17 protein-coding genes and 1 tRNA gene are annotated in these 18,518 nt (G+C 68.8%); 10 read left to right on the plus strand and 8 right to left on the minus strand.

Translation table 11 applies throughout. The features are described 5' to 3' along the window. Positions 1-117: 117 nt before the first annotated feature. The 6 genes from A3AG_RS0118460 to cysS form a co-directional block, all read right to left on the minus strand. Positions 118-211: transfer RNA gene (locus A3AG_RS0118460), tRNA-Ser, on the minus strand. A 129-nt stretch (positions 212-340) separates the two neighbouring features. Beyond that, entirely contained in the window at positions 341-1,594 is a 1,254-nt protein-coding gene (locus A3AG_RS0118465; protein ID WP_018006854.1) for an aspartate kinase, read from the minus strand. Positions 1,595-1,747: 153 nt separating this feature from the next. Continuing rightward, positions 1,748-3,196 (minus strand): tRNA lysidine(34) synthetase TilS, encoded by a 1,449-nt coding sequence (gene tilS, locus A3AG_RS0118470; RefSeq protein ID WP_370866947.1) that lies wholly within the window; start codon positions 3,194-3,196, stop codon positions 1,748-1,750. Then, a complete protein-coding gene (locus A3AG_RS0118475) occupies positions 3,162-4,133 on the minus strand; it encodes an acetyl-CoA carboxylase carboxyltransferase subunit alpha (RefSeq protein ID WP_018006856.1) in 972 nt (323 codons plus the stop codon). The genes tilS and A3AG_RS0118475 overlap by 35 nt, the downstream gene beginning before the upstream one ends. Positions 4,134-4,248: 115 nt before the next feature. Further along, entirely contained in the window at positions 4,249-5,097 is an 849-nt protein-coding gene (locus A3AG_RS0118480; protein ID WP_018006857.1) for a DNA-3-methyladenine glycosylase family protein, read from the minus strand. Continuing rightward, positions 5,094-6,485: a cysteine--tRNA ligase gene (cysS, locus tag A3AG_RS0118485; protein ID WP_018006858.1), complete on the minus strand. Its 1,392-nt coding sequence runs from the start codon at positions 6,483-6,485 to the stop codon at positions 5,094-5,096. The genes A3AG_RS0118480 and cysS overlap by 4 nt, the downstream gene beginning before the upstream one ends. A 257-nt stretch (positions 6,486-6,742) precedes the next feature. Between cysS and A3AG_RS0118490 the strand changes: the two genes are divergently transcribed. The 4 genes from A3AG_RS0118490 (at position 6,743) to A3AG_RS0118505 (ending at position 9,522) form a co-directional block, all read left to right on the plus strand. Continuing rightward, complete coding sequence (locus A3AG_RS0118490) at positions 6,743-7,468, plus strand: tetratricopeptide repeat protein (protein ID WP_018006859.1); 726 nt, start codon at positions 6,743-6,745, stop codon at positions 7,466-7,468. Positions 7,469-7,538: 70 nt separating this feature from the next. Continuing rightward, on the plus strand, positions 7,539-8,123 hold the full coding sequence (locus tag A3AG_RS0118495) for a peptidylprolyl isomerase (protein ID WP_018006860.1): 585 nt from the start codon (positions 7,539-7,541) through the stop codon (positions 8,121-8,123). Positions 8,124-8,145: 22 nt separating this feature from the next. Next, a complete protein-coding gene (locus A3AG_RS0118500; RefSeq protein WP_012352488.1) occupies positions 8,146-8,646 on the plus strand; it encodes a peptidylprolyl isomerase in 501 nt (166 codons plus the stop codon). A gap of 78 nt (positions 8,647-8,724) precedes the next feature. Next, positions 8,725-9,522 (plus strand): UDP-2,3-diacylglucosamine diphosphatase, encoded by a 798-nt coding sequence (locus tag A3AG_RS0118505; protein WP_018006861.1) that lies wholly within the window; start codon positions 8,725-8,727, stop codon positions 9,520-9,522. Positions 9,523-9,548: 26 nt separating this feature from the next. On the opposite strand, the gene cysE is transcribed toward A3AG_RS0118505, so the two are convergent. Next, positions 9,549-10,292 (minus strand): serine O-acetyltransferase, encoded by a 744-nt coding sequence (gene cysE, locus A3AG_RS0118510; protein ID WP_026164297.1) that lies wholly within the window; start codon positions 10,290-10,292, stop codon positions 9,549-9,551. A 303-nt stretch (positions 10,293-10,595) separates the two neighbouring features. Further along, positions 10,596-11,414: an RNA methyltransferase gene (locus A3AG_RS0118515; protein WP_026164298.1), complete on the minus strand. Its 819-nt coding sequence runs from the start codon at positions 11,412-11,414 to the stop codon at positions 10,596-10,598. A 212-nt stretch (positions 11,415-11,626) separates the two neighbouring features. Between A3AG_RS0118515 and A3AG_RS0118520 the strand changes: the two genes are divergently transcribed. The 6 genes from A3AG_RS0118520 to A3AG_RS0118545 all read left to right on the plus strand — a co-directional run bounded on the left by A3AG_RS0118520 (position 11,627) and on the right by A3AG_RS0118545 (position 18,460). Continuing rightward, positions 11,627-12,448, plus strand: a complete 822-nt coding sequence (locus tag A3AG_RS0118520; protein WP_018006864.1) for an inositol monophosphatase family protein — start codon at positions 11,627-11,629, stop codon at positions 12,446-12,448. A gap of 220 nt (positions 12,449-12,668) precedes the next feature. After that, positions 12,669-12,884 carry an HP1242/YdcH family protein gene (locus A3AG_RS0118525; protein WP_018006865.1) on the plus strand — a complete coding sequence of 72 codons (216 nt, stop codon included), beginning with the start codon at positions 12,669-12,671 and terminating at the stop codon, positions 12,882-12,884. Between the two features lie 14 nt (positions 12,885-12,898). Next, positions 12,899-14,008: a polyphosphate kinase 2 gene (gene ppk2, locus A3AG_RS0118530; RefSeq protein WP_018006866.1), complete on the plus strand. Its 1,110-nt coding sequence runs from the start codon at positions 12,899-12,901 to the stop codon at positions 14,006-14,008. A 69-nt stretch (positions 14,009-14,077) separates the two neighbouring features. Beyond that, positions 14,078-14,512: a universal stress protein gene (locus tag A3AG_RS0118535; protein ID WP_018006867.1), complete on the plus strand. Its 435-nt coding sequence runs from the start codon at positions 14,078-14,080 to the stop codon at positions 14,510-14,512. A gap of 286 nt (positions 14,513-14,798) precedes the next feature. Then, positions 14,799-17,423 (plus strand): DNA mismatch repair protein MutS, encoded by a 2,625-nt coding sequence (mutS, locus tag A3AG_RS0118540; protein WP_018006868.1) that lies wholly within the window; start codon positions 14,799-14,801, stop codon positions 17,421-17,423. Further along, a complete protein-coding gene (locus tag A3AG_RS0118545; RefSeq protein WP_018006869.1) occupies positions 17,420-18,460 on the plus strand; it encodes a hypothetical protein in 1,041 nt (346 codons plus the stop codon). Before mutS ends, A3AG_RS0118545 begins: the two co-directional genes overlap by 4 nt. The last annotated feature ends 58 nt before the right edge of the window (positions 18,461-18,518 follow it).

Below are 18,518 nucleotides of genomic sequence, written 5' to 3' on the forward strand. Positions count from 1 at the left end.
GCAAGGCAACGCGAACGGATTGCCGATGGGGTTGGATGCGCCCTGGCGGGCGCCCAAAAAACAAAACCCCGGAAGACCGCGATCTTCCGGGGTTCCGCCGCCAAGGACGGTTGTCATTGGCGGAGACGGAGGGATTCGAACCCTCGATCCAGGTTTTGGCCCGGATGCTCCCTTAGCAGGGGAGTGCCTTCGACCTCTCGGCCACGTCTCCCAAACTTGCGTTGTGTGAGGGAGCCACACAACGAAGCGCGTATTCTAGCGATGCCGCCGGGGTTGGTCAATGAAAAATCGATGACTCAACACAATTTTTGCGGTCTCGCCAGAAAAGCTTGCGAACGGATCACGCCTGTTCCAGTTCGAAGGCCTTGTGCAGCGCGCGCACGGCCAGTTCCATGTACTTCTCGTCGATCAGCACCGAAATCTTGATTTCCGAGGTGGAGATCATCTGGATGTTGATGCCCTCTTCCGACAGCGTGCGGAACATCTTGCTGGCGATGCCGACGTGCGAGCGCATGCCCACGCCCACCACCGACACCTTCGACACCTTGGGGTCGCCCGACACGCTGCCGGCGCCGATGTGCGCCTTGACGCCATCGTTGAGGATGGCCAGCGCGCGCTGGTACTCGCCGCGCGGCACGGTGAAGGTGAAGTCGGTCTTGCCGTCGACGGACTGGTTCTGGATGATCATGTCGACGTCGATATTGGCGTCGGCGACCGGGCCCAGGATCTGGTAGGCGATGCCGGGCTTGTCGGGCACGCCCAGGACGGTGATCTTGGCTTCGTCGCGGGCAAAGGCGATGCCGGAGATGACAGCGGCTTCCATGGTGGACTCTTCTTCCTCAAAAGTGATCAGCGTGCCCGAGTGCATTTCCTGCTCGAGCGGCATAAGCGGGTCGGTCAGCGACGACAGCACGCGGGTCTTGACGCGGTACTTGCCGGCAAACTCCACCGAGCGGATCTGCAGCACCTTGGAGCCCAGGCTGGCCATTTCCAGCATTTCCTCGAAGGTGATCTGGTCCAGGCGGCGGGCGTCCTCGACCACGCGCGGGTCGGTGGTGTAGACGCCGTCGACGTCGGTGTAGATCAGGCACTCGTCGGCCTCGATCGCGGCGGCGATGGCCACGGCCGAGGTGTCCGAGCCGCCGCGGCCCAGCGTGGTGATGTTGCCGTCGTCGTCGATGCCCTGGAAGCCGGTGATCACCACCACGCGGCCGGCGTCGAGGTCGGCCAGGATGCGCTCGTCGTCGATCGATTCGATGCGGGCCTTGGTATAGGACGAATCGGTCTTCACCGGGACCTGCCAGCCGGTGTAGCTGACGGCGTCGATGTCCTCGCCGTGCAGCGCGATCGCCAGCAGCGCCACGCTGGCCTGTTCGCCGGTGGAGGCGAGCATGTCCAGTTCACGCGGATTGGGCTGGGGCGAAATTTCCTTGGCGAGTCCCAGCAGGCGATTGGTCTCGCCCGACATGGCCGAAGGCACCACGACTACGCGGTGACCGGCGCGGTGCCACTTGGCCACGCGCTTGGCGACATTCTTGATGCGTTCCGTGGAACCCATCGAAGTGCCGCCGTATTTGTGAACGATGAGAGCCATCTTCTTGTCGACGCCAGCGATTGTGCAAAGCCCTTGAAAATACACGAAGCGGCCCGGTCAGGCAAGGCGCACGGGGACGATGGGCGTCAGACCGGATGTGATGCCGGCGGCTATCGAACGGCAGGGACGGCGGCTGACCGCCCTTCGGCGAGGTCAGCGCGGCGGCATCGCCGGTGCCTCCGGCTGCCAGGCCACGCGCCAGCGCGGCGCGGGCGCGGCGTCGGGCCAGCGGCGATGCATGCCCAGCCCGGCGGCCAGCACCAGGGTGTCGCCGGCCCACAGCAGCGGCAGCCAGGCGCGGCGCCAGGCCGGGATGCCGGCTTCCTGGCAGGCCTGCTTCAGCGCGCGCGCGGGGCCGCCGGGGCGCAGCACGATACGCTCGCCGCCGGCGCGCGCGGCCAGGCGCAAGGGCTGGCGCAGCACCGCTTCGGGCGCGCCGAAGGTGTCGTCGCGGATGAAATGGAGCTCGCCGCGCCAGGCCGGCACGACGATGCGGGCTTCTCCACGCCAGTCCAGCAGCACCGGTGCCGGCGCCACGGCCGGCGGCGGCACGCAGGCCAGCACGCGCTCGCGGAAGCGGCGCAGCACCAGGCCTTCATGCGCGATGGCCGGCTCGCCGCCCGCGTGCGCGATCAGCTGTTCCCGCATCGCCGCCAGCCGCGCGGTGGACGGGGCGCGCACGCCGAGGTCGCGCAGCCACAGGCGCAGCACGGCATCGGCCTGCGCCGCGGGCAGCGCGCGCAGGCCGGGCAGGTCGAGCTCGGACAATGTGTCGGGGTCGCGGCCGGCACGCGCCAGCGTCGCCAGTGTGGTGGCGGCCAGCTGGTCGATCAGCGCGCCGACCTGGGCAAAATGCGCGGCCGCCTGCACCACGTTGAGCGCCAGCGCCGGAAACGCCGCCTGCAGCGCCGGCAGTTGCTGGCGCAAGGCGTTGCGCGCGTAGCGGCCGTCGGCATTGGAGGGATCGTCGACCCACTGCAGCGTGTTGGCGGCGCAGTAGGCCTCGATGCCGGCGCGCGGCACGTCCAGCCAGGGACGCAGCAGCATCACGCCACTGCCCTCAGCCAGCGGGCGCATCGCCGGCATGCCCGCCATGCCGGCCACGCCGGCGCCGCGGAACAGCCGCAGCAGCACGGTCTCGACCTGGTCGTCCTGGTGGTGGGCAAACAGCAGCAGGCGCGCGCCGCTGTCGGCGCACATCGCCGCCAGCGCGGCATAGCGCGCGCGGCGCGCGGCGGCCTCGACGCCCTCGCACGCCGCCGGCCGCACCGGCACGCGCCGCACGAAATAGCCCACCTGCCACTGCGCGCACAGCGCGGCGCAGAAGCGGTCCCATTCGTCGGCCTCGGCCTGCAGGCCGTGGTGGACATGCAGCGCCACCACGCGCGCGCCATCGCCCGCCTGCGCCACCGCCGCGCGCGCGGCGTGCAGCAGCGCGACCGAGTCGCGCCCGCCCGACAGCGCCACCGCGACCGTCGGCGCCGCCGCCGTGGCAGCGCCAGAAACAACAAAGGCCGCACCGGCCTGCAGGGCCTGTGCGACCTTGTCGGTCAGCCGGGCGGACGGGTCAGTCCTGGGCGCCAGTTTCCTTGAACTTGCCATAGGCCAGCAGGCGCTCGTAGCGGCGTGCCTGCAACTCCTTCACGCTCATGCCCTGGAACTGGCGCAGCGACTCGGCCAGCGAGCGCTTGAGCAGCGCCGCCATGGCCTTGTAGTCGCGGTGCGCGCCGCCCAGCGGCTCGCTCACGATCTTGTCGATCAGGCCCAGCGCCTTGAGCCGGTGCGCGGTAAGGCCCAGCGCCTCCGCGGCCTCGGGGGCCTTCGCGGCGGTCTTCCACAGGATCGAGGCGCAACCTTCCGGCGAGATCACCGCGTAGGTGGCGAACTGCAGCATCTGCACCACGTCGCCCACGGCAATCGCCAGCGCGCCGCCCGAACCGCCCTCGCCGATGATGGTGGCGATCAGCGGCACCTTCAGGCCAGCCATCACATACAGGTTGTGGCCGATGGCCTCGGACTGGCCACGCTCTTCGGCGTCGATGCCGGGGAACGCGCCCGGGGTGTCGACGAAGGTGAAGATCGGCAGCCCGAACTTGTCGGCCAGCTCCATCAGGCGCTTGGCCTTGCGGTAGCCCTCGGGCTTGGGCATGCCGAAATTGCGCATGGCGCGCTCTTTCGTGTCGCGGCCCTTCTGGTGCCCGATCACCATGCACGACTGGCCATTGAAGCGCGCCAGCCCGCCGATGATCGACAGGTCGTCGGCGAAGGTGCGGTCGCCGTGCAGTTCGTGGAAATCGGTAAAGATCTCGCGCACGTAGTCCAGCGTGTAGGGGCGCTGGGGATGGCGGGCGATTTGCGCAACCTGCCACGGGGTCAGGTTGGCATAGATGTCTTTGGTCAGCTGCTGGCTCTTGCCGGCCAGCCGCGAAATCTCTTCGGAAATATCGACAGCCGAATCGTCCTGCACGAAGCGCAGTTCTTCGATCTTTGCCTCGAGTTCGGCAATGGGCTGCTCAAAATCCAGGAAGGTGGTTTTCATAAAATCACACGTACCTGTCTGTGAAGGGGCGCATTCTACCGGAAATTGGCCGCTATCTTAGCGCCTGCCGGATAGCCTGCAATGCACCTGAAGTTAATTTTTATTGCCGTGATGCCTAATACGTCACTGGCAGCGGGTCGAGGCTGCGCCACATATACCACGTCGCCACGGTGCGCCACGGTTCCCAGTTGGCCGCCACCTCGCGGGCCTCGCTGCGGGTTACCGGTTCACCGCTGAAATAGTTGGTGGAAATGGCATTGATCAGGCCGACGTCGTCGAGCGGCAGCACATTGGGCCGCATCAGGTTGAACATCAGGAACATCTCGGCGGTCCAGCGGCCGATGCCGCGGATCTGCGTCAGCTCGGCGATCACGGCCTCGTCGTCCATCTGCGCCCACTGCGCGACGTGCACGGTGCCGGCCTTGAAGTGCCCGGCCAGGTCGATCAGGTATTCGGCCTTGCGCTTGGATACGCCGCAGCCCGCCAGTTTCTCGGGACCGGCCCGCAGGAACTGCGCCGGCGCCAGCCGCGGGCACACCGCGTGCAGCCGTTCCCACACCGACTGCGCCGCCTTGACCGAGATCTGCTGGCCCACTACCGCGCGCGCCAGCGTAACGAACGGGTCGCCGCGCGAGACCAGGTGCGCCGGGCCGTAGGTCGGGATCATCTTGCGCAGGATGCGGTCGCGCTTCATCAGGTCCGCGCAGGCCTCGTCCCAGTAGGCGGGGCGCACCGTGTCGGCCACGGTCTCGACCGGCAGCGGCACCGCCTGCGCCTCGGGCAGCACGGCTTTGGCGTTGCGCGTGGCCTTGGCCGCGGGCCGGGCGTCCTTGCTGGTGTCCTTGCCGTCGGGCAGCGGCGCCTCCCTGGCACCGGCCTTGGCCGGGCGCGGGCCGGCCGCCTTCGCCCGGCCCGTGGCTGCGGGGGGCGTGGCGGTGGCGGGCTTGCGCGCGGCAGCGTTCAAGCACGCCTCCACTCGGTGGCACCGCCGGGCTTGTCTTCCAGCACGATGCCCGCTTCCAGCAGCTGGGCGCGGATGCGGTCCGCCTCGGCGAAGTTGCGCTCGGCCTTGGCGGCCTTGCGCGCCGCGATCAGCTTCTCGATCTCGTCCGGCGCCGGGCCGGCGTCGGTCTTGCCACCGCCCTGCAGGAAGGTGTGCGGGTCTCGCTCGAGCAGGCCCAGCGTGCCGGCCAGCCCCTTGAGCTGGCGCGCGGCCGCGCTCGAGCCGGTGCGGTTGATTTCGCTGGCCAGGTCGAACAGCACCGACATCGCGATCGGCGTGTTGAAGTCGTCGCCCATGGCTTCGGCGAAGCGCTTCGCGTGCGGCTCGTCCCAGTCCACCGCGCAGCCGCCCGGCTGGCTGTCCTTGAGCGCCGTGTACAGGCGCGTCAGCGCGTGGCGCGCATCGTCGAGGTGCGCGTCGCTGTAGTTCAGCGGGCTGCGGTAGTGCGCGCGCAGGATGAAGAAGCGCACGACCTCGGCGTCGTACGCCTTCAGCACCTCGCGGATGGTGAAAAAATTGCCAAGCGACTTGGACATTTTCTCGTCGTTGATGCGCACGAAGCCGTTGTGCATCCACAGGTTGACGAAGGGCTTGCCGCTGGCACCTTCGGACTGCGCGATCTCGTTCTCGTGGTGCGGGAACTGCAGGTCGGCCCCGCCGCCATGGATGTCGAAATGCTCGCCCAGCAGCGCGCAGCTCATCGCAGAGCATTCAATGTGCCAGCCTGGTCGGCCGGCGCCCCATTTCGAGTCCCACTTGCTCTCGGGCGGCTCGCTGGCCTTGGCGGATTTCCACAGCACGAAGTCGAGCGGGTCCTGCTTGGCATCGTTGGCGCTGACGCGCTCGCCGGCGCGCAGGTCTTCCAGCGACTTGCCGGAGAGCTTGCCGTAGCCGTCGAACTTGCGCACCGAGTAATTCACGTCGCCGTCGCTGGCCTGGTAGGCCAGGCCCCTGGCCTCGAGCTTGCCGATCATGTCGAGCATCTGCGGCACGTAGTCGGTGGCGCGCGGCTCGTGGTCGGGACGGATCACGCCCAGCGCGGCGGCGTCCTCGTGCATGTACTGGATGAAGCGCGTGGTCAGCTCGCCGATGGTCTCGCCGTTCTCGACCGCGCGGCGGATGATCTTGTCGTCGATGTCGGTGATGTTCTGCACATACGTCACCTCGTAGCCGGCGGCGCGCAGCCACCGGTGCACCATGTCGAACACCACCATCACGCGCGCGTGGCCGACGTGGCAGTAGTCGTACACGGTCATGCCGCACACATACATGCGGACCTTGCCGGGTTCGATTGGCACGAATGGCTGCTTCTCACGCGCGAGCGTGTTGTAGATGTTCAGGGGCTGCATGAAACGAAGTGAGTGGTGAGAGGAGTCTGCCGGGTTCGCACGGCAGGCAACGCGGGCCGTAGCCGCCGGCGCGCACGCCGCCACTGGCGCAATGCCGTCGCGCCCCATATCTTACCGGAAGGCGGTGCGCGAGTCGGCGACGCAGCGCGGCCGGACGCCGCGCATGGACACCGCCCACCGGGCCGCCGCGTGCATCGCCTTCGTGCCGCACTTGCCGCTTTGCTAGAATGCCGCGGAGTATAACGGACCCGTCCTCAATGAGCCTGCCGCTGCCCTCCCCGTTTTCCGCTGTCCACGCCGTCTGCGCCGCGCGCAAGCGCCGGCGCGGATCCCGCACCGTCCTGCCGTTGCTGGCCCTGGCGGCGGCGCTGGCAGGCCCGGCGTCCGCGCAGAACGGCCCGCTGTCGCTGGCGGTGCCGACCTCGCCGGTCGGCGGCATCCAGTCGACCGACCCGGGCATGGGCGAGGCCCAGCAAGCCGCCAACGCGCGCCGCTACGAGGACGCGATCAAGGGCTTCGACCGCGTGCTGGCCGCCAACCCGCGCAATGCGCAGGCCCGCTTCCAGCGCGCCTGGGCGCTGGCCCAGGCGGGCCGCGAGGACGAAGCGATCCAGGCCTTCAGCGAAATGGCGCAGGACTTTCCCGAACTGCCCGAGCCGCACAACAACCTGGCGCTGCTTTACGCCAAGCGCGGCGACCTGAAGCGCGCCGAAGCCGAATTGCTGCTGGCCACCGAGGTCAAGCCCGCCTTCGCGGTTGGCTACACCAACCTGGGCGACGTCTACCGCCGCCTGGCCGAGCAGGCCTACACCGAAGCGCTGCGCCGCAACCCGGGCGATGCCCGCGCCAGTGCCGGCCTGCGCCAGCTGGCGCCGGCGTCCGCCGTGGCAGCGCCACCGAAGCCGGCCGCACCGGCGGCCACCGGCCGCAAGGCGGCGCCGGGCGGGCGCCAGTCGCCGGCCAGCGCCCCCGCGCCCAACTGACCGCATTCATCCGCAGGCCCGGCGCGGCACGCCCGGGCCGTGTCCATCCCGACTTACCGGAGTTCCCTTCATGATCCGTTCCCGTCGCATCGTCATTGCCGGCCTGGCCGCAGGCGCGCTGGCGCTGTCTTCGTTCAGCGCGCTGGCCCAGCAGAAGGCCGCCGAGCGCGTCCAGTTCGTCACCAGCGCCGGCAAGTTCACGGTCGAGCTCTATCCCGAGGCCGCTCCCAAGACCGTCGCGAACTTCCTGGAATATGTGAAAAGCGGCCACTACAGTGGCACCATCTTCCACCGCGTGATCAACGGCTTCATGGTGCAGGGCGGCGGCTTCGACCGCGACATGAAGGAAAAGCCCACGCGCGCGCCGATCCCGCTGGAAGCCCGCAACGGCCTGAAGAACAAGGCCGGCACGGTTGCCATGGCGCGCACCAGCAACCCGGATTCGGCCACCGCGCAGTTCTTCGTCAATGTGGTGGATAATCCGAATCTCGACTACCCGCAGCCGGACGGCAATGGCTATGCCGTCTTCGGCAAGGTGGTGGAAGGCATGGAAACGATCGACAAGATCAAGTCCGTGCCGACCACCGCCTACGGCCCGATGCGCAACGTGCCGGCCGCGCCGATCGTGATCGAGTCGGCCACCGTCGTCAAATAATTACCGAACAGAGGAAACCGCCATGTCCAAGGTACAGCTGCAGACCAACAAGGGTGTGATCACCCTGGAACTCGATGCCGAGAAGGCGCCGAAAACGGTCGAGAACTTCCTGTCGTATGTCCGCAAGGGCCACTACGACAACACCATCTTCCACCGCGTGATCAAGAACTTCATGATCCAGGGCGGCGGCTTCGAGCCCGGCATGAAGCAGAAGGACACCGACGCCCCGATCGAGAACGAAGCCGGCAACGGCCTGAAGAATGACCGCTACACCGTGGCGATGGCGCGCACCAATGCGCCGCACTCGGCCACCGCGCAGTTCTTCATCAACGTGGTCGACAACGACTTCCTCAACTTCTCGTCGCCCACCCCGCAGGGCTTCGGCTATGCCGTGTTCGGCAAGGTCGTCGACGGCACCGACGTGGTCGAGCAGATCAAGGGCGTGCGCACCGGCAGCTCGGGCTTCCACCAGGACGTGCCGCTGGAAGACGTCGTGATCGAGAAGGCCGTCGTCGTCGAATAAGCCGATGCCCGCCGATTGCGGTACCGTGCGCGCGCGCGTGCCGGCCTGCGAGCCGGCCTTTTTCTCCCGACACCACGCATGACCGCAATCCCCCACACGCCGGTGGCCGGTCCCCTCGAGGTACAGGCGCCGGCGTGGTTCATTTCAGACCTGCATCTGACGCCCGGCATGCCGCGCACGCTGGCGGCCTTCGAGCGCACGCTCGAGCGCGCCGCCACGCACGCGCGCACACTGTTCATCCTGGGCGACTTCTTCGAATTCTGGGTCGGCGACGAAGAAACCGAGGCGCCGTTCGCGCAACGCGTGGCGCTGGCGCTGCGCGCGCTGGCGGCGCGCGGCGTGGCGGTGTACCTGATGCACGGCAACCGCGACTTCCTGCTGGGACGGCGCTTCGCCGGCGCCGCCGGCGCCACGCTGCTGCCCGACCCCTCCGTGATCGATTGCGCCGGCCAGCGCGTGGTGCTGAGCCACGGCGACATGCTGTGCATCGACGACGAACGCTACAACCGGTTTCGCCGCTGGACCCGCAAGCGCTGGGTGCAGCGCGTGTTCCTGGCGCTGCCGCTGCGCGCGCGCCTGGCGGTGGCGCGCAAACTGCGCGCGGACAGCGAAGGCAACCGCGCCAGGCAAGGTAAGGCTGGTGCCGCGGCACCGGTGGTCTATGGCGATGTGGCGCCCGAGGCGGCGGCCGAGTTGCTCGGCGCCGCCGGCGCGTCGCTGCTGGTCCATGGCCACACCCATCGCCCGGCCCGCCATGAAGAGCGTGCAGGCGTGCGCTGGGTGCTGACCGACTGGGACCTGGATGGCGCGCATCCGCGCGCCGCGGTGCTGCAGCTGGACCGCGACGGTTTCCGGCTGCTGCCGCAGACCGACTGAGCGGCGCCAGCCCTCGCCGCGCGCCGTTACTTCATCAGCTTGCGCAGCTCGCTGGCATCGAACGGATCGTTCGGCGTGTTTTCCAGGTGTTCGCCGAGCCGGTCGAGCGCGGCCAGCACGGCCTCGATGCGGTCATGCTGGATCGCGGCATTGTCGATCAGGCTCTTGAGCGCCAGCGACACCGGGTCGTCCGCGTTGGGCGTGATGCCGTAGGCCGAGAACTCCTGCTTCGCACCCTGCTGCACCGACGGCGCATCGGGCAGGATGATGCGGGCCGGAATGCCGACCGCGGTCGCGCCCGGCGGCACCGGCTTGAGCACCACCGCGTTGGAGCCGACGCGCGCGCCGTCGCCCACCTCGAATCCGCCCAGCACCTTCGCGCCCGCGCTGACCACCACGCCGACGCCGAGGGTCGGATGCCGCTTCTGGCCCTTGTACAGCGACGTGCCGCCCAGCGTCACGCCCTGGTAGATGGTGCAGTCGTCGCCGACTTGCGCGGTCTCGCCGATGACCACGCCCATGCCGTGGTCGATGAACACGCGCCGGCCCAGCGTCGCCGCCGGATGGATTTCGATGCCGGTGAAAAAGCGCGACCAGTGCGAAATCCAGCGGCCCAGCCAGTGCCAGCCCGCGCGCCAGCACGCATGCGCCAGCCGGTGCAGCAGCACCGCGTGCAGGCCCGGATAGCAGGTCAGGACTTCCAGGCGGCTGCGCGCGGCGGGATCGCGCAGCATGATGGTGTCGATATCTTCCTTCAGGCGAGAGAACATCTTGGTCGTGTCGTGGTGCCGCGCCGTGCGCCACGACACGCGGGCCAGGGCCCGGGGCGGGGTCGCCGGCGCGGTCGGGGGCCGGTGAAGAGGATCAGGAGTGTAAGGGATTTGCCGGCCCGCCTTGCGGCGCCGGCGTTTGGCCCCTGATCCGCCAGGGACATTGTTGCGATGCTGCGATCAACATCGACCGGGCCTGTGCCCACCCGCGGCGGCGGGACACCCGGCCACGCCGCCTCGGCATGCACCGTTCCGGTCCCACATCACATCGCTACGGGTTGTTGCCACAGTCCTTTGCTCCTGTCACCGGCCGGCCTGCGGGCCAGACTGGTTCTGCGCGGCGATCAGCATGTGCTTGGCGATGCCGCGCAGGATGTTCACTTCCTCGCGCTCGAGGCCGCTGCGCGCCAGCAAGCGGCGCAGCCGGGTCATCAGCTTGCGCGGATTGGACGGATCGAGAAAGCCGATCGCTTCCAGTCCGGTCTGCAGGTGGCCGAACATGGCCTCGACCTGTTCGGCCGTGGCCGGCTCGCCAGCATAGCCGATATTGGCGCCCGCGTCCGGCGCGGCCTCCAGCAGCGTCAACCGCATCTCGTAGGCGACCAGTTGCACCGCCTGCGCCAGGTTCAGCGAGGCATAGGCGGGATTGGCGGGGATATGGGTCACGGCGTTGCAGCGTTCCACCACCTCGTTGGGCAGCCCATAGCGCTCGTTGCCGAACACGAACGCCACGTCGCCGCTGCCGGACAGCGTCTGGCGCGCACGCGCTGCCGCGGCGCGCGGCAGCAGCCGCGGTGGCCCGAACTCGCGCTGGCGCGCGGTCATGGCCACGGTCAGCGCGGCCCCGGCCAGGGCGGCGTCGACGTGGTCGACGATCACGGCGGCGGCCAGCACGTCGTCGGCGCCGCTGGCCATGGCGACGGCATCGGGATGCCGCAGCACCTCCGGTTCGCGCGGCGAGACCAGCACCAGGCTGCCGAAGCCCATGGTCTTGATCGCCCGCGCCACCGAGCCGACGTTGCCGGGATGGCTGGTTTCCACCAGTACGAAGCGGACGCGGCCGAAGGCATCGCCTGCGGACGTGGAGGTGGCGGGCTGGCTCGTATCAATTGCCGGGTTCATATACAATTCGGGGTTCTTCTTTGGCGCGGCGCCAGGTTTATGCATGTCCGCGAGACGTTCGCTACACATTTGCGAAGTATCTTGCAGCAAGACCACTCAGCCAGGCGACGTCCCACGTTCTTCTACAATCCGTTGTGTTGTCAGCTGCCCATGAGCGGGCGTGCGGCGCTTTGGCGCCCCGCCGCGCGGTCGTGGCCGGCCTGGAGAGATTCATGCATCCGATGCTCAATATCGCCATCAAGGCGGCCCGCAAGGCGGGATCCATCATCAACCGCGCGTCGCTCGACGTCGATCTGGTGCGCGTCTCGCGCAAGCAACACAACGATTTCGTTACCGAGGTGGACCGCGCCGCCGAAGCCGCGATCATCGAGGTCCTGCGCACGGCCTACCCGGAACACGGCATTCTAGCGGAAGAGTCCGGCCAGTCCTGGACCGAAGAAGAAGCCACCCACGAGTACACCTGGGTGATCGACCCGCTCGACGGCACCACCAACTTCATCCACGGCTTCCCCCAATACGCGGTTTCGATCGCCCAGCTGCACCGCGGCACGCCGGTGCAGGCGGTGGTCTACGACCCGACCCGCGACGAGCTGTTCACCGCCACCAAGGGCGCCGGTGCCTTCCTCAACAACCGCCGCATCCGCGTCACGCGCCGCGACAAGCTGGCCGACTGCCTGATCGGCACCGGCTTCCCCTTCCGCGACCTGGAAGGCGTGGAAGAGTACCTCGAGATCTTCGCGCTGATGACGCGCAGCTGCGCCGGCCTGCGCCGTCCGGGGGCCGCCGCGCTGGACCTGGCCTACGTCGCCTGCGGCCGCCTCGACGGCTTCTTCGAGCGCGGCCTGCAGCCCTGGGACATGGCCGCCGGCATGCTGCTGATCACCGAGTCGGGCGGCCTGGTCGGCAACTACGCCGGCGAGCCGCGCCAGCTGGAACAAGGCGAAGTGCTGGCCGGCAACCCCAAGGCCTTCGCCCAGATGGTGCGCCTGCTGTCGCCGTATTCGCTGGACAACACCAAGCCCGGCGCCGCCTGACGCTGGCAGATGGCCCGCGCGGCCATGCAGGCAAGCACGCCCGCCGCATCCGGCGGGCGTTTGTTTTTACGGGGCCGCACACCCGTGCATTCCGCCTTGCGGCCTGGTCTCATTCCCCGGCGAGCCATGATCCTGGTCAAGGCCGCGCCGCCCTGCGCTCACCAGAATGAATCCATGCGCCACGCCATGTGCGCGCGGATCCAGCCACAGGAGAGCCAGCATGTTTCCCGAGTACCGCGACCAGATCACCGCCCTGAAGACGCAGGACGCCCGCTTTGCGCGGCTGTTCCACCGCCACAATACGCTCGACCAGGAAATCCACAACATGGAGGCGGGCCTGGTGCCTGCATCCACCTTCGAGATCGAGCGGCTGAAAAAAGAGAAGCTGCTGCTCAAGGACCAGCTCTACCAGATCCTGCGCCGCGCCACCGCCTGACCGGAGGCGTGCAGATGACCGATCGCGACACCCTCCCCACCCGCATCCCCACCGCCACACGGCCTCGCGCCACCGCCAGGGGCGATGTGCTGCCCACCGCTTCGGCGCTGTCGGCGCAGCGCAATGAAGTCGACAGCGCCGTCGAAGCCGCGATGCAACTGGCGGCAAGCGGAATCCATGACATCCTCGCCGGTCAGGCCGGCGATGGCACCGGCATGCTGGGCGCCATCCGCACCCTGCTCGACGGCCTGGCGCCGGACGAGGCCGCACAGCTGCGCAGCCTGATCCTCGAAGGCGACCCCGCCGCCTGGCACGCCGGCCGCCAGCGCCACCCGGACGATGAGCTGTCCGCCGGCTGGCGCGAAGGCGCGTACCCGTACCAGAATCTGATGTCGCGCCGCAATTACGAGAAGCAGAAGTACCGCCTGCAGGTGGAGCTGCTCAAGTTCCAGGCCTGGGTGCGCGAGACCGGTCAGCGCGTGGTGATCCTGTTCGAAGGCCGCGACGCCGCCGGCAAGGGCGGCACCATCAAACGCTTCATGGAACACATGAACCCGCGCGGCGCGCGCGTGGTCGCGCTGGAAAAGCCCACCGAAGCCGAGCGCGGGCAATGGTATTTCCAGCGCTACGTGCAGCACCTGCCCTCCGCGGGCGAGATCGTGCTGTTCGACCGCTCCTGGTACAACCGCGCCGGCGTCGAGCACGTGATGGGCTTTTGCTCGACGCGCGAATACCAGGACTTCCTGCAGCAGGCGCCGGACTTCGAGCGGCACCTGGTGCGCAGCGGCATCCACCTGTTCAAGTTCTGGTTCTCGGTCAGCCAGAAGGAGCAGCGCCGGCGCTTCCGCGAGCGCGAGATCCATCCGCTCAAGCAATGGAAGCTCAGCCCGGTCGACGTCGCCTCGCTCGACAAATGGGACGAGTACACCCGCGCCAAGGAGGCGATGTTCGCGCATACCGATACCGCCGATGCACCCTGGACCGTGATCCGCTCCGATTGCAAGAAACGCGCGCGGCTCAATGCGCTGCGCTACATCCTGTCGCGCTTTCCCTATGCCAACCGCGACACCACCGCCATCGGCCAGCCGGATCCGCTGATCGTCGGGCGCGCGCTGGCCAACTAAGCGCGGTACCCAGGCGCAGGTCGCTCGTTCCGCTTCGCGCCATTGCCTCCCACCACAGAAAAGGAACCCATGTTCAAGCACATCCTGCTCCCCGTCGACGGTTCGGAGCTGTCGCACCAGGCCGTCTCCGCCGGCATCCAGTTCGCCCGCACCGCAGGGGCGCGGCTCACGCCGTACATGTGCGTGGAAAGCTATCCCTATGTCCTGACCAGCGACAGCTCGCACGAAAAGCGCGACGCCTACCAGCAGCGCGTCGAAGCCGGGGCGCGCCAGGAACTGGCCAGGGTCGAATCCGCGGCAGCGCTGGCCGGGGTACCTTGCACCGGCCACGTCTCCAGCGCTTCGGCACCGTACCAGGGCATCATCCATGCCGCCCGGGACCTGGGCTGCGATGTCATCTTCATGGCCTCGCATGGCCGGCGGGGGCTCAGCGGGCTGCTGCTGGGCAGCGAAACGCAGAAAGTGCTGACCCACAGCGACATCCCGGTGCTGGTGTTCCGCTGATCCGGGGCCGGCGCAGCGGTCTGGGGCCCCGTCTGCGGCAGCACCGTGCTGTACCATATCGCCCATATTCGAAAACGCCCCTTCGTGCCGCGGCCACAGGCCGCCGGAGCAGCGCCCGGCCCGCCCCGCGGGGGGCGCTTTTCCTCGGCACGCAAGGTGCGCTCGGCGCGGATCGGGCGGCACGACGCAGGCCCACCGCCAGACAGGCTAAATGGCAATGGGATTGCAGAAGAAAACCGACCCTGAACAGACACAGGCAGACGCCGCAGGCAGCCGCCACACGCCCATGATGCAGCAGTACCTGCGCATCAAGGCGGACCACCCCGACACCCTGCTGTTCTACCGCATGGGTGACTTCTATGAACTCTTTCATGACGATGCCGAGAAGGCCGCGCGCCTGCTCGACATCACGCTGACCGCGCGCGGCGCGTCGAATGGCGTGCCGATCCGCATGGCCGGGATCCCCTTTCATTCGGCGGACCAGTACCTGGCGCGGCTGGTGAAGCTGGGCGAATCGGTCGCGATCTGCGAGCAGATCGGCGACCCCGCCACCAGCAAGGGACCGGTGGAGCGCAAGGTGGTGCGCATCGTCACCCCCGGCACGCTGACCGACGCCGCGCTGCTGCCAGACAAGGCCGATACCTTCCTGATGGCCGTGCACCAGCAGACCACGCGCCGCGGCGTCAGCAAGACCGGCCTGGCGTGGCTGAACCTGGCCAGCGGCGAGCTGCGCCTGATGGAATGCGAAGCGGCGCTGCTGGGCCGAGAACTGGAGCGCATCCGCCCGGCCGAGCTGCTGTATGCCGACGGCATCGAACTGCCGGCGCTGGCGTGCGCACGCACGCGCCTGCCGGAATGGCATTTCGACCAGGATGCCGGCACGCGCCGGCTGCGCGAGCAGCTTGGCGTGGCCAGCCTCGACCCGTTCGGCTGTGCCGGGCTGGGCGCCGCGCTCGGCGCGGCCGGCGCGCTGCTGAACTACGCCGCTACCACGCAGGGCCAGTCGCTGCGCCATGTGCAGGGCGTGAAGGTCGAGCGCGAATCGGAATACGTCGGGCTGGATTCCGCCACGCGGCGCAACCTGGAACTGACCGAAACCCTGCGCGGCGGCGAGTCGCCGACGCTGTTCTCGCTGCTGGACACCTGCTGCACCGCCATGGGCAGCCGCGCGCTGCGCCACTGGCTGCACCACCCGCTGCGCGACCCGGCGGTGCCGCAGGCACGCCAGCAGGCCATCGGCGTGCTGATCGACCAGGGTACCGACGCGCTGCGCGGAGCGCTGCGCCGGCTCGCCGACGTCGAGCGCATCACCTCGCGCCTGGCGCTGCTCAATGCCCGTCCGCGCGACCTGTCGTCGCTGCGCGACACGCTGCGCGCGCTGCCGGAGGTGCAGGCCTGCCTGCGCGACGACCAGGGCAGCCTGCTGCTGGCGCAGACCGTGCAGGACCTGGCCGTGCCGCACGACTGCCTGGACCTGCTGGTGCGCGCGGTGGCCGAAGAGCCGGCTACGGTGGTGCGCGACGGCGGCGTGATCGCGCGCGGCTTCGATGCCGAGCTCGACGAGCTGCGCGATATCTCCGAAAACTGCGGCCAGTTCCTGATCGACCTGGAAGCGCGCGAGCGCGCGCGCACCGGCATTGCCAACCTGCGCGTCGAGTTCAACCGCGTGCACGGCTTCTATATCGAGGTCACCAACGGCCAGGCCGACAAGGTGCCCGACGACTACCGCCGCCGCCAGACCCTGAAGAACGCCGAGCGCTACATCACGCCCGAACTGAAGGCCTTCGAGGACAAGGCGCTGTCGGCGCAGGACCGCGCGCTGGCGCGCGAGAAGCAACTCTACGATGGCCTGCTGCAGGCACTGCTGCCGCATATCGGCGAGCTGCAGCGCGTGGCCGCGGCGCTGGCGCGACTGGACGTGCTGGCGGCACTGGCCGAGCGCGCGCAGACGCTGGACTGGTCGGCGCCGGAGCGCGTCGCCGAGAACGTGGTCGATATCGTGCAGGGCCGCCATCCGGTGGTCGAGGGCCAGCTCGCGGCGGAGTCGGTGGCGTTCATCGCCAACGACTGCCAGCTCAACGAGGCGCGCAAGCTGTTGTTGATCACCGGCCCGAACATGGGCGGTAAATCGACCTTCATGCGCCAGACCGCGCTGATCGTGCTGCTGGCCTGCGTCGGCGCCTATGTGCCGGCGCGGCGCGCGGTGATCGGGCCGATCGATCGCATCTTTACCCGCATCGGCGCGGCCGATGACCTGGCCGGCGGGCGCTCGACCTTTATGGTCGAAATGACCGAGGCCGCCGGCATCCTGCATCACGCCACGCCGGCATCGCTGGTGCTGATGGACGAGATCGGCCGCGGCACGTCGACCTTCGACGGCCTGGCGCTGGCGTGGGCGATCGCGCGCCACCTGCTGTCGCACAACCGCAGCCATACCTTGTTCGCCACGCATTACTTCGAACTGACGCAGCTGCCGCAGGAGTTCCCGCAAGCTGCCAACGTGCACCTGTCGGCGGTCGAGCATGGTGACGGCATCGTGTTCCTGCACGCGGTGCAGGACGGCCCGGCCAGCCAGAGCTACGGCCTGCAGGTGGCGCAACTGGCGGGCGTGCCGCAGCCGGTGATCCGCGCCGCGCGCAAGCACCTGGCCTGGCTGGAACAGCAATCCGCCGACGCCACGCCCACGCCGCAGCTCGACCTGTTCGCCGCCCCGCCGACACCCGCCGGCGACGAGGCCTGGGACGACGACGATGCCGCCATGGCTGCCTGCGCGCCCGCGCTGGCGCCCGAGCAGGCAGCCGTGATCGACGCGCTGGCCGACCTGGATCCGGACACGCTGACGCCGCGCGCGGCGCTGGAGGCGCTGTACCGGCTCAAGGCACTGGCGGGCGAGGCGGTCGATACGGCATGAAGGCGCTGCGCCGGGCCCTGCCGACCCTGCTGCTGCCATGGCTGTGCCAGGCCGCCATGGCGGCTGCCGCGCCGCATGCGCTGGCGGCGCGGGCACCGGCCAAGCCGCAGGTGGTGCGCGTCGCGCTGATCGCCGACGTGCCGCAATGGCCCGCCGCGGAAGCCAATCTGTCGGCCCTGCTCGACCACTTCGCCGAGCGCAAGCTGAACCTCGTGATCCATGCCGGCGGTATCAAGGGCGATACCGAGTCGTGCAGCGACGCGGTGCTCGGCAGCCGCCAGCAGCTGCTGAACCAGTCGCCGCTGCCGCTGATCTATGTGCCGGGCGAAACCGACTGGTCCGAATGCAGGCTGCCGGTCAACGGCGGCTTCGACCCGGTCGAGCGCCTGAGCCGGCTGCGCGAACTGTTCTTCCCGGAAGATGCCACGCTCGGACGGCAGACGCGGCCGCTCGTGCGGCAATCGGACCAGGCGCTGTTCCGCAGTTTCCGCGAGAACATGCGCATCAGTGTCGGCGACGTGCTGATCGTCGGCCTCAATGTGCCGGGCGACAACAACCACTACCGCGACGAAGGCGGCCGCAACAGCGAGTTCGAGGACCGGCGCGAAGCCAACCGGCAGTGGCTGGCCCGGGCGTTCTCGCTGGCGCGCCAGCGCGACCTCAATGGCATTGTCGTGGTGGCCCACGCCGATCCGCATTTCGCCAACGGCTGGGAGAAGAAGGGACGGCCCACGCTGCTCGACGGCTTCATGCGCCATCGCACGCGCGACGGCTACCTGGAATTCAAGCGGCAGCTGCGCGACCTGAGCGCGCGCTTCAACGGCAAGGTGTTGCTGGTGCACGCCGCCGGCAGCGGCGCCGACAGCGGTTTCGGCATCGACAAGCCGCTGCGCGATACGGCCGGCAAGGTGCTGCAGAATTTCACGCGCGTGTCGCTGCCGGCCAGCTCGATCTCGCAATGGGCCGAGCTGGTGATCACGCCCGCCGCGGCGTCGCCGTTCGCGGTGGTACTGAAGGATGCCCCGGCGCCGAACTGACGCGCGCGCCAAAGCAAAGAAGCCGGCAACAGCCGGCTTCCCGATGACAGCACTGCAA

This window comes from Cupriavidus neocaledonicus (assembly GCF_000372525.1).
In the GTDB taxonomy this organism is placed as follows: Bacteria; Pseudomonadota; Gammaproteobacteria; order Burkholderiales; family Burkholderiaceae; genus Cupriavidus; species Cupriavidus neocaledonicus.